The organism is Staphylococcus pseudoxylosus, assembly GCF_003697915.1.
In the GTDB taxonomy this organism is placed as follows: Bacteria; Bacillota; Bacilli; order Staphylococcales; family Staphylococcaceae; genus Staphylococcus; species Staphylococcus pseudoxylosus.
Map to the genome: position 1 here is coordinate 1 of NZ_RCVN01000002.1, position 14,883 is coordinate 14,883.

The 14,883-nt window shown below is 32.5% G+C and carries 10 protein-coding genes and 1 pseudogene; 3 read left to right on the forward strand and 8 right to left on the reverse strand.

All coding sequences use genetic code 11. The features are described from left to right. From D9V42_RS02030 to D9V42_RS02040, 3 genes and pseudogenes are all read right to left on the reverse strand, one after another. On the reverse strand, positions 1 to 910 hold a 910-nt coding region (locus tag D9V42_RS02030), incomplete at its 3' end, for an MFS transporter (RefSeq protein ID WP_122062818.1). 319 nt (positions 911 to 1,229) lie between these two features. Then, entirely contained in the window at positions 1,230 to 3,533 is a 2,304-nt protein-coding gene (gene aryK, locus D9V42_RS02035; RefSeq protein ID WP_122062820.1) for a transcriptional regulator AryK, read from the reverse strand. Positions 3,534 to 3,862: 329 nt separating this feature from the next. Further along, positions 3,863 to 6,004 (reverse strand): annotated as a pseudogene (locus D9V42_RS02040) (MMPL family transporter); the annotation flags it as partial. A 147-nt stretch (positions 6,005 to 6,151) separates the two neighbouring features. Between D9V42_RS02040 and D9V42_RS02045 the strand changes: the two are divergent. Then, entirely contained in the window at positions 6,152 to 6,703 is a 552-nt protein-coding gene (locus D9V42_RS02045; protein WP_107554979.1) for a TetR/AcrR family transcriptional regulator, read from the forward strand. A 63-nt stretch (positions 6,704 to 6,766) separates the two neighbouring features. Here the strand turns inward: D9V42_RS02045 and pruA are convergent, their stop codons facing one another. Beyond that, positions 6,767 to 8,311 (reverse strand): L-glutamate gamma-semialdehyde dehydrogenase, encoded by a 1,545-nt coding sequence (gene pruA / locus D9V42_RS02050; protein WP_107554978.1) that lies wholly within the window; start codon positions 8,309 to 8,311, stop codon positions 6,767 to 6,769. Between the two features lie 334 nt (positions 8,312 to 8,645). Here pruA and D9V42_RS02055 point away from each other — a divergent pair, with 334 nt between their 5' ends. Beyond that, on the forward strand, positions 8,646 to 9,716 hold the full coding sequence (locus D9V42_RS02055) for an acyltransferase family protein (protein WP_107554977.1): 1,071 nt from the start codon (positions 8,646 to 8,648) through the stop codon (positions 9,714 to 9,716). A gap of 129 nt (positions 9,717 to 9,845) precedes the next feature. On the opposite strand, the gene D9V42_RS02060 is transcribed toward D9V42_RS02055, so the two are convergent. Then, positions 9,846 to 10,424: a DUF4064 domain-containing protein gene (locus tag D9V42_RS02060; RefSeq protein ID WP_122062822.1), complete on the reverse strand. Its 579-nt coding sequence runs from the start codon at positions 10,422 to 10,424 to the stop codon at positions 9,846 to 9,848. Between the two features lie 160 nt (positions 10,425 to 10,584). Between D9V42_RS02060 and D9V42_RS02065 the strand changes: the two genes are divergently transcribed. After that, positions 10,585 to 11,379, forward strand: coding sequence for a putative hydro-lyase (locus tag D9V42_RS02065; protein ID WP_107554975.1), 795 nt, complete (start codon positions 10,585 to 10,587; stop codon positions 11,377 to 11,379). A gap of 106 nt (positions 11,380 to 11,485) precedes the next feature. On the opposite strand, the gene D9V42_RS02070 is transcribed toward D9V42_RS02065, so the two are convergent. From D9V42_RS02070 to D9V42_RS02080, 3 genes are all read right to left on the reverse strand, one after another. Further along, positions 11,486 to 12,502, reverse strand: a complete 1,017-nt coding sequence (locus tag D9V42_RS02070; protein ID WP_107554974.1) for a PTS sugar transporter subunit IIC — start codon at positions 12,500 to 12,502, stop codon at positions 11,486 to 11,488. A gap of 479 nt (positions 12,503 to 12,981) precedes the next feature. After that, complete coding sequence (locus D9V42_RS02075) at positions 12,982 to 13,542, reverse strand: sugar O-acetyltransferase (protein ID WP_122062824.1); 561 nt, start codon at positions 13,540 to 13,542, stop codon at positions 12,982 to 12,984. A gap of 80 nt (positions 13,543 to 13,622) precedes the next feature. Then, positions 13,623 to 14,819 (reverse strand): DUF819 family protein, encoded by a 1,197-nt coding sequence (locus D9V42_RS02080; RefSeq protein WP_122062825.1) that lies wholly within the window; start codon positions 14,817 to 14,819, stop codon positions 13,623 to 13,625. Positions 14,820 to 14,883 lie beyond the last annotated feature (64 nt).

Consider the following 14,883-nt stretch of genomic DNA (forward strand, 5'->3'; position numbering starts at 1 on the left):
GAAATGCACTAAATCCTAATCCTTGCTGTACAAATGTATTAGCAACTAGTAAAGCACCTGCCACACCATTCAATAAGAAATTAGATAATGTTGCGCCTGTATATGCCTTATTGTGAAATAGTTTAAAATCAATTAATGGATTACCTATTTTATTTTCAACTTTTAAGAAAATAATTGTCGAAAGTATAAAAATGATTATAAGTCCTAAAATAATTGGTGAGAATAATCCCAAGGCACCACTTTGTGTAATAACAATATTGATACTTAACATCATAATTACAAATAAAATCAAACCAGCATAATCAAAGCGTTTATTATTAGTTATTGGTGACTTCGTTTCAGGAGTCCCTTTGATTAAATACATTGATAGTAAAGCAATAAGTATAGATAAAATAAAAATCCAACGCCAACCAATAAATGTTGAGACCATCCCGCCAAACAGTGATGCTAAACCTGAACCGCCCCATGACCCTATTGACCAATAACTCAATGCACGTTGTCTGTCTTTACCATCAAAATATGCTTTCATAATTGCTAGGGTTGAGGGCATAATAGCTGCTGCTGACAATCCCTGAATTACCCTACCAATAATTAATAATATTGGTAAGTTACTAATGATAATTAATAATGATCCTATAATGCTTAACCATAAACCGATATAAGTAATCTTTACACGCCCCACCTTATCAGCTAGACTTCCAGCACCAACAACAAACATACCAGAGAACAGTGCGGTAATACTCACTGCGATACTGATTGTTCCAATACTACTATGAAACGATTGTTGCAACGTAGGTACAACATTTAATAAAGATTGTGCAAATAACCAAAAAGTCACAACACCTAACACGATACCTAAAATCAGTTTATTGTCACCTTTATATGTTTGCGCATTTCCCTTTTGAGTCATTTTATGTTCCTCCTATTTTTTAATTTACAAATGACAAACAGGGAAGATAAGCTCAATTGTGAGATGTTTATAAAACATCTTCCATCAATGATACTTGCTATCCTCTCTCAAAAAAGATTGTAGCGCGCTCATTTTCTTCTTAATATAGATTATTTGCTATTTTTATATTCTTTTTATAATGACTTTCTGTTCTTTTTTAGTAATGACAAAAAAAGAACTCTATTTTTTGTCATTACTCCCAAACTTTACAATAACCACAATACCCGTAATTATTATTCACTCAAAAAAGCTAATCTAGGGCATTTGAAGTTCAATTCCCCTAGGTTAGCTCCTCAGCTTCTTCATTATAATATTTTCTAAATTCAATAATATGTAGCGCGTTAGTCAGTAATTTCAAATGGTATGTAATTGTATTTGTGACTATGATTTCACTAATATTTAATTTTGGATAATTAACTCGATTTACGTAATCAATCGTTTCTTTATCCATACCATAGCGTGTATTATATTGTTGCCATACTTTATATAACGCACCATGATTCTTGTCTAAAGTGTAATGTTTAATTTTATACATACCAGGTAAAGCATTTGTAATATTGAACTGATATTCATTATAGTTAATATCATTTGATGAATCATTCATCGTGAAATATGGATTATAATGTTCTGCATTCCATAAAACTACTTGAAAATGATTAAAATCACCTATAACCATACAGTTTTCGTTTTTATATAAAATGCGCTCAGAGAGCCTTGAAAACATTGTACTTGTAAAAAAGGCGGGTCTCTTACCACCAAATTGATGATATAAATCGATACCATTCAACTGAGCAATAGTTTCTTTCTGACAGTGTTGTTGATGTATCTCAAAATTCAACCAATACCCTATAGAACGAATGTCCTCATTCATTTCCACAAGTTGTTCAAAAATAATACCAGCTCGAAAATACGCGCCATTTGTATAATTTGTATTCCCTGTTAATGTATTCCACTTTAACAAAGTGAATGGGATGCAATAATCTTTCAAACCTAACCAATGCTTAATTTGCTTCAATTTTAATTTAATATGTTTTTTAGTTTGGATATATTGATTATCGTCAATTGATTTAAAATTAATCATATCATTTTGATTTGCACTAAAACTGATACTATCAATTTCATTTCGATGATGATCTAAAATGTACTTAGCTGCAGTTGCTTGCTTTTCTGAATCAATGCTCGTATTCATTATTATTTTGATATGGGGAAAATAATTTTTAAACAATCTCAAAAGAGACTGAAATAATTGTTCATCATTAGTACCAATATAAACTATTAAATTAAATGTTTTTCTCTCCATTAATGTGTTATATATGTGTTCTAATAAATAAGTCATTTCTTGATAATATACTTTAAAATTTACTCTTGTCTTAGGTGGATTGATTTCTATCCCTAAACCTATTTGATGTTCAATTAGAAAATCCAAGCATTCATCTAACTTCATATATGGGTGAATATTTGGTATTTCTTCATCACTTTCAATCCATTTATGTTCTACAAATCCCTCTTTGATTGGATCTTTGATTAACACATGATTGACACCAATATTATTTTTAACTTCTAGCAATTGTCTTCTAAACCTTTTGATGAGTAATACTTCTAAATTCCCGATTTGTATGACATGACCATATGGTAACAGCTTTCGCTTTGTTTCTTTGAGTCTAATATCTATTCTTTTTTGAGCCTCAGGTGACTGTAGTAACATCTCATCTGTTTGATAAATATATAATGATAAATAATGTAAATATCTTTGATAAATAACTTCTTTTTGTTCTTTATTGATAGTTTCCACTAATTCTATATTTTTATATTTTTCTCTAAATTGAGAAGGCGTTAATTTCATATGTGCTTTAAAATGTTTTAATAAAGTGTTCGAATTACTGAACCCATGTTTCACAGCAATTTGTGTAATTGAGTTATCTGTCATAACTAAATCTTTCTTACAATGTTTCAGCCTTATATGTATGATATATTGACTGAATCCCATACCAACTTGTTGTGTGAATAATTTAGATAAATAAGTGGTACTGAGATGTACCATATTGGCTACTTCATTGAGCGAAATACTATTACTATAATTATTTTCTATATAATTGCATACAAATGCCACACGATTATCCTCTACACTTTTTCTATAAAACTCATTGCGTTTTGTAGGTAAAAACCGTGCAATAATAAACATTAATTCTATCAATTGTTGTTCTATGTACAAACGATAAAACTCACCTTTTCTGATATAAACAATCCCGATTTTAGCTACAATATTTACAATTTGTTTATATATTGCATTTTGTATGTGTGCTTTATCCAATATATAAAATTTATCGCTAAAGTCAGTTAAGTACTGTTTCAAATAATTTTCTGTTAAATGAAGCAAGATACATAACGTGTCTTCGTCTTTATGATACCTATAAGGTTCTTGATGGTTAATAATGAAAACATCACCTTCATTGAACTCATAAGATTCATTAAATTTCCAAACTGACATATCGTTATTTAATATTAAACCAATTCGCAATCCTTGATTAATTTGGCTACTATCATTAGTTGCTTTCATTAAATCTATACTATAAAAAGTTTCCATAATTCACCTCTTTATAATTTATTATTTTAAAGAAATATCCCCAATAATCTATAAATTCTAGAATTTGTTCTTTTTTTGACAAAAAGATAGTAGAACAGAAAGCTCATTGATTCAAAGCAATTTCGTCATGCCTTACTATCAAAGATAAATAGTCGTGAAACATGTTTGATAGCAGCGCCTTTCAAACCTATTCATCCGTAGAAATCATCCCTCTCTAAATCTATAAAAAATAGCCATGATGCAATCTATTGTCATAGATTTCTCATGGCTATTCTCAGTCTGTGTTCATTTACAAGTATTTACTTTTTATCTGATTTATCTATTTCATCTTTTAACCCATGTCCTTCTATATCGACACTTGGCAAGATTCTGTTTAACCAAGCAGGCATATACCATGACGCTTTACCGAATAATTTAGTTAATGCTGGTACTAATATTAAACGGACGATAACTGCATCAAAGAGTACACCAAATGCGAGTGCTAATCCCATCGATTTAATCATCACATCGTCTTGGAAGACAAAGGCAATAAAGACACTAAACATGATTAATGCAGCCGCAACAATCACTGGACCACTTTCTTTAATACCTACTTTTATAGCACGTTCATTATCATGTGTTACTGTATATTCTTCATGAATACGCGACATTAAGAATACTTCATAATCCATTGCCAAACCAAACAACAGTCCTATAGTGATAACGGGTAAGAATGCAAGCAATGGACCAGTGGTATCGACACCAAACAATCCAGACATTACACCTTCTTGCATAACTACTGTTGTAAATCCAAGTGCTGCCATTAAGGATAATACAAAACCAAGTACTGCTTTTAAAGGTATAATAATCGAACGGAACACGACCATTAATAATATAAAGGCTAGTGCCACAATTACGCCCGCAAACAATGGAATTGCCTCATTTAATTTTTGAGACATATCTATATTAATAACACTTTGGCCTGAAACTTCTGTATTGAAGTCATATTCATCTTTAGCCTTATCATTGTAATCCCTTAAATCATGAACCAATGTATTTGTTGATTCTGCGTTCGGTCCTTTTTCAGGTATAACTGCGATCATCGCATAGTCTTTACTCTCACTTAGTTGTGGCGCTGTAACTACATCAACATTATCCATATCGTTAATGTCTTGACGCATAGCTTTCAAGTCATTCTGTAAAGCTTGAGGATTATCCTTTTGATCTTTAACATTTACTAACATTGCAATTTGACCATTAAATCCTTCGCCAAATTTATCCGAGATAATATCATATGCTTTTTTCTGCGTGGAATCTGCAGTCTTCATACCATCATCTGGGATACCTAAACGCATATCTTTTACAGGTATAGCAACCAATATTAAAATAATTAAACCAACCAATATAGCTAATAATGGTTTTCCTACAACAAATTTTGACCATCCCGTGTCGTTATCATTTTTAAATTCTGATTTCGTTCTTTTAGGTTTAATTTGTTTATGGAATATACTAATTAATGCTGGTAATAGCGTAAGTGCACTTACCACTGCTACAAATACACTGATTGCCGAAGCAAATCCCATAACAGCTAAGAAATCTATTCCCACAAGAGATAGACCACATACTGCAATAATTACTGTGACACCAGCGAATATCACTGCACTACCTGCAGTACCTACCGCTAATCCAATTGCTTTAATATGGTTCGTTTCTGTCTTCATTATTTGTCTGTATCTAAATAATATAAATAATGCATAATCTATTCCAACTGCTAAACCAATCATAACTGCTAAAGTCAAAGTAACATTAGGAATATCGAATGCATATGTAAGTAATGAAATCACACCTACACCTGTACCTAATCCAAGTAATGCACTGATGATTGGTAAACCTGCAGCAATAACTGAACCAAACGTAATTAACAGTACGACAAATGCTACAATGACACCTATTATCTCAGAAGCGCCACCAATTTCTGTAGACTCCATACCTGTACCCATTAATTCAACCTGCACATTATGATCTTCTTTAATTTCATCTACTTTTTCTTTGATATTATCTTTGGAGCTTGATTTTAGTGATGTTGTCTTAACATCGTAATTCACATCTGCAAACGCAGTTGTTTTATCTTTACTAATCTGTTTACTATCATATGGATCTGAAACAGTTTTGATATCTTTATCGTCATCTTTGATATCTTTCAAAGCCTTTTTGATATCTTTTGTCACATCAGGTTTAACGATGCCTTCTTTTGCATCGCTTTTTAATACAACTCTTATTTGAGCTTTTTCACTATCTTGACCAAATTCATCTTCAATTTTCTTGTTAGTATCGAGTGATTGTAAGCCATTCATTGTAATGTCATTATCGAACTTCGGCGCACTTATTGTAAGGGGAATAATAATAGCCGCAAGCAAAATTACCCATGCAACAACACTCCACCATTTATGCTTAGCTACAAACGATCCTACTCTATATAAAAACTTTGCCAAACTATTGCCTCCTAATTTAATCAACGTTATAGTTTAAATATATACTGTAGATTATTTCTATCCACATATTAAATGCTTTACCCTTTTATTAAAAGAATTAATTATTAGAATTTGTATATTTAAACTACAAATAAGGAGAAATGTATATTGAACACAAAAGATTTACGTGTTATTAAAACTAAACGTGCACTCTCGCAAAGTTTCTATGAATTGCTTGAAAAACAAACTTTCTCAACTATTACAGTGAATCAAATATGCGAAAAAGCATTAGTACATCGTACAACATTTTATAAACATTTTTATGATAAATACGACCTTTTGATTTACTTAATCAAGTTCGTAACAAAAGATTACTTTTCAATCGATTTAAAAGAACGTATCAATGCACCCTTTTCCGTAATAGATAGAACTAGTGATGTAATTGAATTGCAACGTATCAAGGATAAACAAGAACATGACAAAGAGTTTGAACGTACGATATCAAATCATTTTATCAGTGTTTTACAAAATGATATTAAAGAAAATGAGCACCGTATTTCAGTAGATTCTGACATTCCTGCAGAACTTATATTTTATGTTTATGGTGCGAGCCTGTTTGGATTTACAGAGTGGATTAGAGAACAATGTATCGAACTGCCCCCTGCTGAACTAGACAAGTATTTCAGAAAACTCATTAACATCCAAGTCATAGATGAATAAAAAAAGAAGCGGCGTACACAATCCATTTTGATTGCGTATGCTCGCTCCTTTTAATCATTTATTTTAGAACATTTCTGAAACAACTTTTTGCTCTAAGAAGTTTAATAAGTAGTCTGGGCTACCTGTTTTAGCGTCTGTACCTGACATTTTGAAGCCACCAAATGGATGATAGCCTACAACTGCTGCAGTACAACCGCGGTTAAGGTATAGATTACCTACATCATAAGACGTTACAGCTTCAATCCAGTTTTCACGATTATTTGTAATCACTGCACCTGTTAAACCATAATCAGTATCATTAGCAATTTCTAATAATTCTTCAAAGTCTTTACCTTTAACAAATCCTACAACCGGACCAAAGATTTCTTCTTGCATAATTTGGTCGCTTGATTTAAGGCCAGAAATAATTGTTGGCTCAATGAAGTAACCAGTAGAATCGTCTGTGCCTCCACCTTGTTCTAACTTACCTTCTTTACTGCCAATTTCAATATAGTTCTTGATTTTATCAAATTGTTTTTGATTAATAACAGGACCCATATATGTGTTGTTTTCAGTGTTACCTAACGTTAAATTCTTAGTTAAAGCTACTGCTTTTTCTAACACTTCATCGTATACGTCTTTGTGTACGATGGCACGAGAACATGCAGAACATTTTTGTCCTGAGAAGCCAAATGCAGAAGTCACAATAGACTCTGCAGCTAAATCTGTATCGATGTTTTTATCAACAACAATCGCATCTTTACCGCCCATTTCAGCAATAACACGTTTTAAGAATTGTTGACCATCTTGCACTTTTGCAGCTCTTTCAAAGATTCTTGTACCGGTAGCACGAGAACCTGTAAATGTTACAAAGTGTGTGTGTACACTATCTACAAGATAATCACCGATTTCTTTTGGATCACCTGGAACAAAGTTAACAACACCTTTAGGTAGTCCCGCTTCTTCCAAAATTTCCATTAATTTATAAGCAGTTAATGGTGTATCTTCGGCAGGCTTTAGAAGAACTGTGTTACCAGCAACTACTGGTGCTAATGTTGTTCCAGCCATGATTGCGAATGGGAAATTCCATGGTGGGATTGTTACACCTGTACCGATAGGTTTGTAGAAATATTTATTATGTTCCCCTTCTCTATCTAATACTGGTTTACCATCTGCAAGCTCCATCATTGATCTTGCATAGTATTCAATGAAGTCAATACCTTCTGCAGCGTCACCGACAGCCTCATCCCATGGCTTACCTGCTTCATAAACCATAACAGCTGAGATTTCTTCTTTACGACGTCTAATAATCGCTGCAACTCTAATTAAAAATTCTGCACGGTCTTTGTGAGACCATCTCTTCCAAGATTTATACGCTTCATTAGCTGCATCAAATGCATCATCTACATCTTTTTGCGTTGCTTTTGAAACTTCAGCAATAACTTCAGAAGTATTAGCCGGATTGATAGACTGATACGTATCTTTTGTGAATTTCTCTTCCCCGTTAATAACTAAAGGAATTTTTTGATTTAATTCACCTTTAACTTTCTCTAAAGCTTTTTTGAATGACTCGACATTTTTACTATCTGTAAAATCAATGCCTGGTTCGTTGTGATAATTGACTACCATTTTTCTACCCCCCATGTAAGTTTGTAAATAGAAAACTAAATGGAAATGTTTCCATTCTTATTGCTATTGTATAGATATCAAACAATAATTGCAATCGCTTACAAAATTTTTTATTAAAATAAATGGCATTGAACTCATTTCATCCATTACGTTGATATTTGAAATTTTATTCAATCACATTTATTATTACCTCCATAAATATATAATATATAAATTTAATAATTTGTAATCTAAACTTTACATTTAGACTAAATTCAATATGTTAGGATGAAAATTCACAAATAATTATATTTATTTTAAAAATATAAAAAGAACAATCGAGAGGTAAGCTATAATGAAAACATATACATCTGTGATATTTTGGATGCGTACGATAGCTTGTTTAAGTATTGTTCTTATTCATTCGATTACAACAACTTTTAGCAAAATGGATTTTGTTGGTCATGGTACAACTATTAGAGTATTTCAATTACTCCTTATGTTTAGCACACCATTATTCGTATTTATTTCAGAGTTTTTATTAGCTAAAAATTATCACGTTAAAACAAAGCCAGGTTTTTTGAAGAATAAGTTAATCTATTTAGGTATTCCTTATGTCTTAATTAACCTTGGTATTTCATATTTTTATTTCGAACCAAAAACGTTAGCTCAATATATGCATAATGTTGGAGATACTATGTTTCACGGTGGTGCCGTCACCTACTTCATTGTCATTATCTTCCAATTCTACATATTGCATATTCTTTTTGCTAAGTATTTAATTAAATGGAAGCCCATTCCAATGATTATCGGTTCGATAATATTTGCTACAATATACTGGGCATTTCGCCAGTATATACCACAATCAGAAAATGATATTTTAGGCTTATTTTGGGAAAGAGAAGGCTGGATGTTATTTTTAGGATGGATTAGTTATTTTTTACTTGGATTTTATACAGGTATTTATTATGAAGCATTCATGAAAAATATTAAACGTTACACTTGGCCCATTATTATAGGACTAGTAATTGCCTCTTCTGTTTTAATTGGTAATTATCTGCTAGGCGTTAGTACCTGGGTGGAATCGAAACGTTTTGACATTCCATTTTATGTCACTATGATCATATTAGTGTTTTTCTTATTTTCTTCTTATATCAAATATGTACCTAAATTTGTTCTATTTATTAGTAACTATTCATTTTGTATTTACTTAACCCACTATTTCTTTGTACATGATTTAGGGTTATTAAGAGCTGATAGTTCGATTCGTAATATCGCGTTTAATTTTATTATCACTTTAGTAGTTTCTATCTGCTTAGCTTATTTATTTAATCTATTTAAGTTTGGCAAATTTGTTGTTGGTGGTATTGGACATATCAGATATGATAGTGTTTATGAAAGTTATAAACATGGCAAAATGAATTGATGTGCTTTGCTTCATCAATTGTATAAAAAAAGGTGAGACAGTAACTTATAGCTTCTGTCTCACCTTTTTTATTTAACTCTTGCCAATTTTGTTTTTTAAAACCTTGAGTATTCGCAATACGTAACAGTACTATTTCTTATTTCTTTCACTACGATTAAACTGTGTTGATTCCTTTTGCTCCGAATCATTAAGTTTATTACGTGTTTGTCTAGTGTTATCTACCTTAGTTCTTTGCGTTCCATTATAGTTTCTTTGGTTACTATTATAATTATTATATTCACCCGACTTATACAGGCTATCTGTATGCTTCTGTTTTCTTGCCAGTAACATAATACCCGCAATTAACCATAGAACCGCTGTAAGCCAATTCAACGTTAAGACAGTAATAATGGCAAGAAGAATAAAGCATACACCTACAACTTTTGGAATTTTATTAATGAATAAAGCAAATACAATAGCCAAAACAGTGCATATAATCACTATAACTAAAGCTAGAAGAAATATCTGACTAGCAATATCTACTAAACTAGATGCATCCATTTGTGATGTGCCCTGATTATACATATCACTGTTATAAATACCATCTACTAATTCATTTTTCACACTTATATCATTTAAAAATGGTGTAACAATTGCCATTAAAAAGATTAATATAAACTGCAAGATAATACCAATCCATACAAGTACTTTTTCTCCAGTTCTCTTCATATGTATCCTCCCAAGAAATCATTATGATTCAATACATCTACTAATTTATTATAACGTCACTTTTAGTATTTTAAAACCATATTAGAAGGTAATTAAAGTATGCTCAACACTGTATTTTTCTGAATTTTTGGTAAAATGGTATTATTACTTTTATAAGGGGATGATAGATTTGGACTTACAAATACAACAACCAGCTACAATAAGAAAGATGATTAAACAAGGAGAACTGACTGGACATACAAGTGGTATGGCCAAAGGCTACATTCAGGCTAATGTTGTCATACTTCCTTCTGCCTATGCTTACGACTTTTTGAAATTTTGCTTTAGAAACCCTAAAACTTGTCCGCTCTTAGACGTGTCTGAAAAAGGGTCGAAGTCATTTCCTATCTTTGGTAAACAAGCTGACATCACTACCGAAGTTGCTGCCTATCGTGTTTACGAGCAAGGTAAACTTATAGAACAAAGAGCTAACATCGATACATTGTTTACAGAAGATATGGTCAGTTTTTTAATAGGGTGTAGCTTTACATTTGAACATGCATTACTGGAAGCTGGTATTCCTATACGTCATTTAGAAGAAGGACATAATGTGCCAATGTATATGACTAATATTCCAGCTGCTGATAGCGGCCAATTTGCTGGTAACATTACAGTAAGCATGCGTCCTATGACTATACAACAAGCGATTAAAGCAACCGAAATTACTTCTCGTTTTAAAAATGTACATGGCACACCTATGCATATTGGAACCCCTTCAGAAATTGGTATTTCTAATATAAATAAACCTGATTTTGGTGAACCCGTAGAAATTAAAAATAATGAAGTGCCTGTCTTTTGGGGCTGTGGTGTAACGCCTCAGTCTGTCGCTTTAGATGCTAAACCAGAAATTATGATTACACATGCTCCCGGTCATATGTTCATTACCGATATTCCTGATAGCCAATTAAGCGATTAAAGAAAAGCACTTTGACGCATCTAAAATGATGTGCACCCCAAAAGTTGGACTAAAAATCTAACTTTCGGGGTGCAGTACAAAATAAGCGTCAAAGTGCTTTTTAATTTTATCTTGCTTCAATATCTTCTTTGGAAACAATTGGATGATCCTTAAATAGAATGGAACATACATAACCAACAATTAAACCGATAACACCTACAATAGCACCATAAATAAAGATTTTCACTGGGTCGTTAAATCCAAACATTACCAAAAATCCAGCTAACGGTGTAGCAGTGCCTGTAGCATCATTTATCATACCAGAAGAAGCGATAACTGCACCCGCAAGTGCGCCTCCTATAAAGTTTGCTGTATATATCGGTATTGGATTAGCCGACACTACGTCAGCTTGAGATAGTGGTTCAATACATACTGCAATTCTAGATCTACGATCACCTAATTTTAGTTTGTTAAACATGGTACCGTTGATAAATGAAGAAGCAAACGACACCATGGCCGCAATCGCCATTGGCATACCTGTAAGCCCTAATAATGCTGTTAAAGCCATAGAACTAAGTGGAGCTGTACCAACAACTGTGATGACTCCCCCCAAAATAATCCCCATAATAATAGGGCTTACTTCAGTTGAACTTTGAATAATATCTCCTATTTTTAATAGCGAATTATTGACTAACGGCGTTACACCCGTTGCAACTAATCTTGCTAAAGGCGCAATGATAATAATCCCTACTATTAAATCTATACCGTCTGGCACTTTGCGTTCAGCATATTTCATTAAATAACCAATTACATAACCCGCTACAAAACCTGGTATCAAATCTAAACCGCCACATGATGCAGCGATTGCCAACGCATAAACCGGTGAAACACCAATAGCTAATGATACTAAGCCGGCTGCCGCAACGCCACCTAAACCTCCAGCAGCATCACCTAATTCTCCTAAAAATTTAATACCTAATAAATCTCCACCTACGTATTTGTGAAAAGCTTCGACTAAAAATGTTGCAATTGCAGCATTTGCTAAAGCTCCCATCGCACGCATACCTTTAGGTGCTCGATATGTAAATAGTGTAAATAAAGCTAACACTATAATTAAAAATAATGTACCAATTAAAATATCCATATTCAATATTCCTCTTTTCTTGTCTAGTGATCGTTAGTTAGATATGGAAATAGTCATTTAAAAGTTGGCTTGTTCAAACAATCTGTAAAAACTTTATATTTTATAAATTTTGAATTCATGTTTATTTAGTCACTATTATTACTCTTACCATTTCACTCACATTTTTATATTTTAACACAAATCCTAATTATATTCCGAGCAATTTAATTATTTTTCATTTAAGCTCCGCGGAATATTTTTTAATATAATTTTAATTAGTTTTTTGATATTACACAACCAAATACAAATATAATTCTACTCTCTACAATATTTAAGTGAAAAATACATCGATTTTCTATTATTTATCCAAAATAAACAATTACTATACAAATTAAAACAAGAAAATGAGATAATATAAAATACCGTCAAAACCACACGATTTTGACGGCATCTTCTTAAATATTATGTGAATGTATACAGTAAAAACAGGTGAATCATGATTATTGATTAATTGTACGAACAGTTTTCGCAGGTGTACCAAGTGCAAGCGCATTGGCAGGTATGTCTTTGGCAACCACTCTCCCCGCGCCTATAACAGCACCATCACCGATAGTTACACCAGGTAATACAACGACATTAGCCCCTATCCAAACATTATTCCCAATCTTTATAGGCAAAGCTTGTTCCACCCCTTCGTTTCTCGCTTGATAGTCAAGAGGATGAATTGCTGTATATAAGCCACAATTAGGACCAATAAATACATCAGCGCCAATCACAATTTTATTGCAATCCATAAAATAACAATCGTGATTAATAAAGACACGCTGGCCTAAATCGATATTATAGCCATAATCAGCTTGGAATGGACTTAGTAATTCTAATGATTGAGGCTCATAATTTAATAATTCCTTTATTATTGCTTGTCTCTTTGTTTGATTGCTAGGACGGACATGGTTTAAATCAAAACATAAATCTTTAGCTTTCATTCGCTCTGTCCCTAAATCTTTATCATTGTTTGCATCGTACCATTCACCAGCTAACATCTTATTTTTTTCACTCATAATTATTGCTTCCTTTCTCATCCTATACATTTAGTTGAATTTACCTATTTTTATAATTACATATTACACTTCAATGCTATTTAGGACATATGGCTTAACAATTGATACATCAATGTACCAGCATAATTTCCTACGACATAGCCCAAGGTTCCTATTATGAGAATAGGACCAACAAGCCCTGTCCATCCCTTTCCTATTGCTAATGCAGCTGCGGTTGTTGGCCCACCCGCTGTCGCATTACTCGCTAATAATATTTCTTCAATTTTAAATTTAAATGCCTTACCTAACAACAAACTTAACCCTAAATTAAAAACAAGTATAATAATAACAAAAACAAAGAGTAAAGGCGCCGTTGTTATAATTGTGGCAAAAGAAGCAGGAATACCTATCACTACAAAGAAGATATAGATTAAAAAAGTGCCTATTTCTGATGCACCAGCTAACTTTTCAAAGAAGTCACCCCATATCGCGACCACAATTAGTGTTAAAGTCGTTAGCAAAAGATAGGAATCTCCAAAGAAAGAAGTAATAATCGTGAGCACAATATTACTTTTAGGTATCCATTGCTGAATCAATTCAGCACCTTTAAAACTAACTGCTACAAGTGTGATTGCACTCGCTACCGAAAATGCGATATCTAACAATTGAATTTTTTTAGGTTGCCAATACGATTGTTGTACTTTTGGAGATTGTTCTGTATTATAGTCTGTTTTAAAATACTTTTTAATTAATGGGAGTGAAGGGAGTGCAATCAATAGCATAAAATACAAAGCCATCACACTATTATCTGCCACTACTGTTGACGATACCATATCTCCTGGCGTTTCAAGTTTAGAGCTTAGTGCTGCAAAATTGACTCCACCACCAATATAACTACCTGTCATCATCGCTCCTATCTTGTTCAAATAAGGTATCCATTGATTTAATACAATAAATGCAACCAACGTTCCAATCATGGTTCCTATCGAAGCAATGAAGAATATGACCAACAACCTTCTACTTTCTTTCCATATTTTCATAATATTAGAACTAAATAATAATAATGGTATCGATAAAGGTACAATGTAATCCCATACAGTGTCATAGACTGGTGAGCTCGTTGGTATCACTTTAAAGTTAGATAATACCATTGCACCAACAAGTGCTATAATGGCCCCAGAAATTGTACTTGCCCATTGATACCTCTGTTCTAAAAATAAACTCACCGTTGCCCACACAATAATGATTGCCCATAAAATCCATGTATCACTTTTGTCTATAAGTGCACCCACTATCATAATATCATCCCTTTTCCTATATTTGTTTTATTCTATCACCTATATTCTATCAGTCTCGGTTATA

Bases quoted from the DNA above. Each gene is read 5' to 3' on its own strand.
- aryK (WP_122062820.1), bottom strand. From the start codon at position 3,533: ATGGAAACTTTTTATAGTATAGATTTAATGAAAGCAACTAATGATAGT.
- pruA (WP_107554978.1), bottom strand. From the start codon at position 8,311: ATGGTAGTCAATTATCACAACGAACCAGGCATTGATTTTACAGATAGT.
- D9V42_RS02055 (WP_107554977.1), top strand. From the start codon at position 8,646: ATGAAAACATATACATCTGTGATATTTTGGATGCGTACGATAGCTTGT.
- D9V42_RS02060 (WP_122062822.1), bottom strand. From the start codon at position 10,424: ATGAAGAGAACTGGAGAAAAAGTACTTGTATGGATTGGTATTATCTTG.
- D9V42_RS02065 (WP_107554975.1), top strand. From the start codon at position 10,585: ATGATAGATTTGGACTTACAAATACAACAACCAGCTACAATAAGAAAG.
- D9V42_RS02070 (WP_107554974.1), bottom strand. From the start codon at position 12,502: ATGGATATTTTAATTGGTACATTATTTTTAATTATAGTGTTAGCTTTA.
- D9V42_RS02075 (WP_122062824.1), bottom strand. From the start codon at position 13,542: ATGAGTGAAAAAAATAAGATGTTAGCTGGTGAATGGTACGATGCAAAC.
- D9V42_RS02080 (WP_122062825.1), bottom strand. From the start codon at position 14,819: ATGATAGTGGGTGCACTTATAGACAAAAGTGATACATGGATTTTATGG.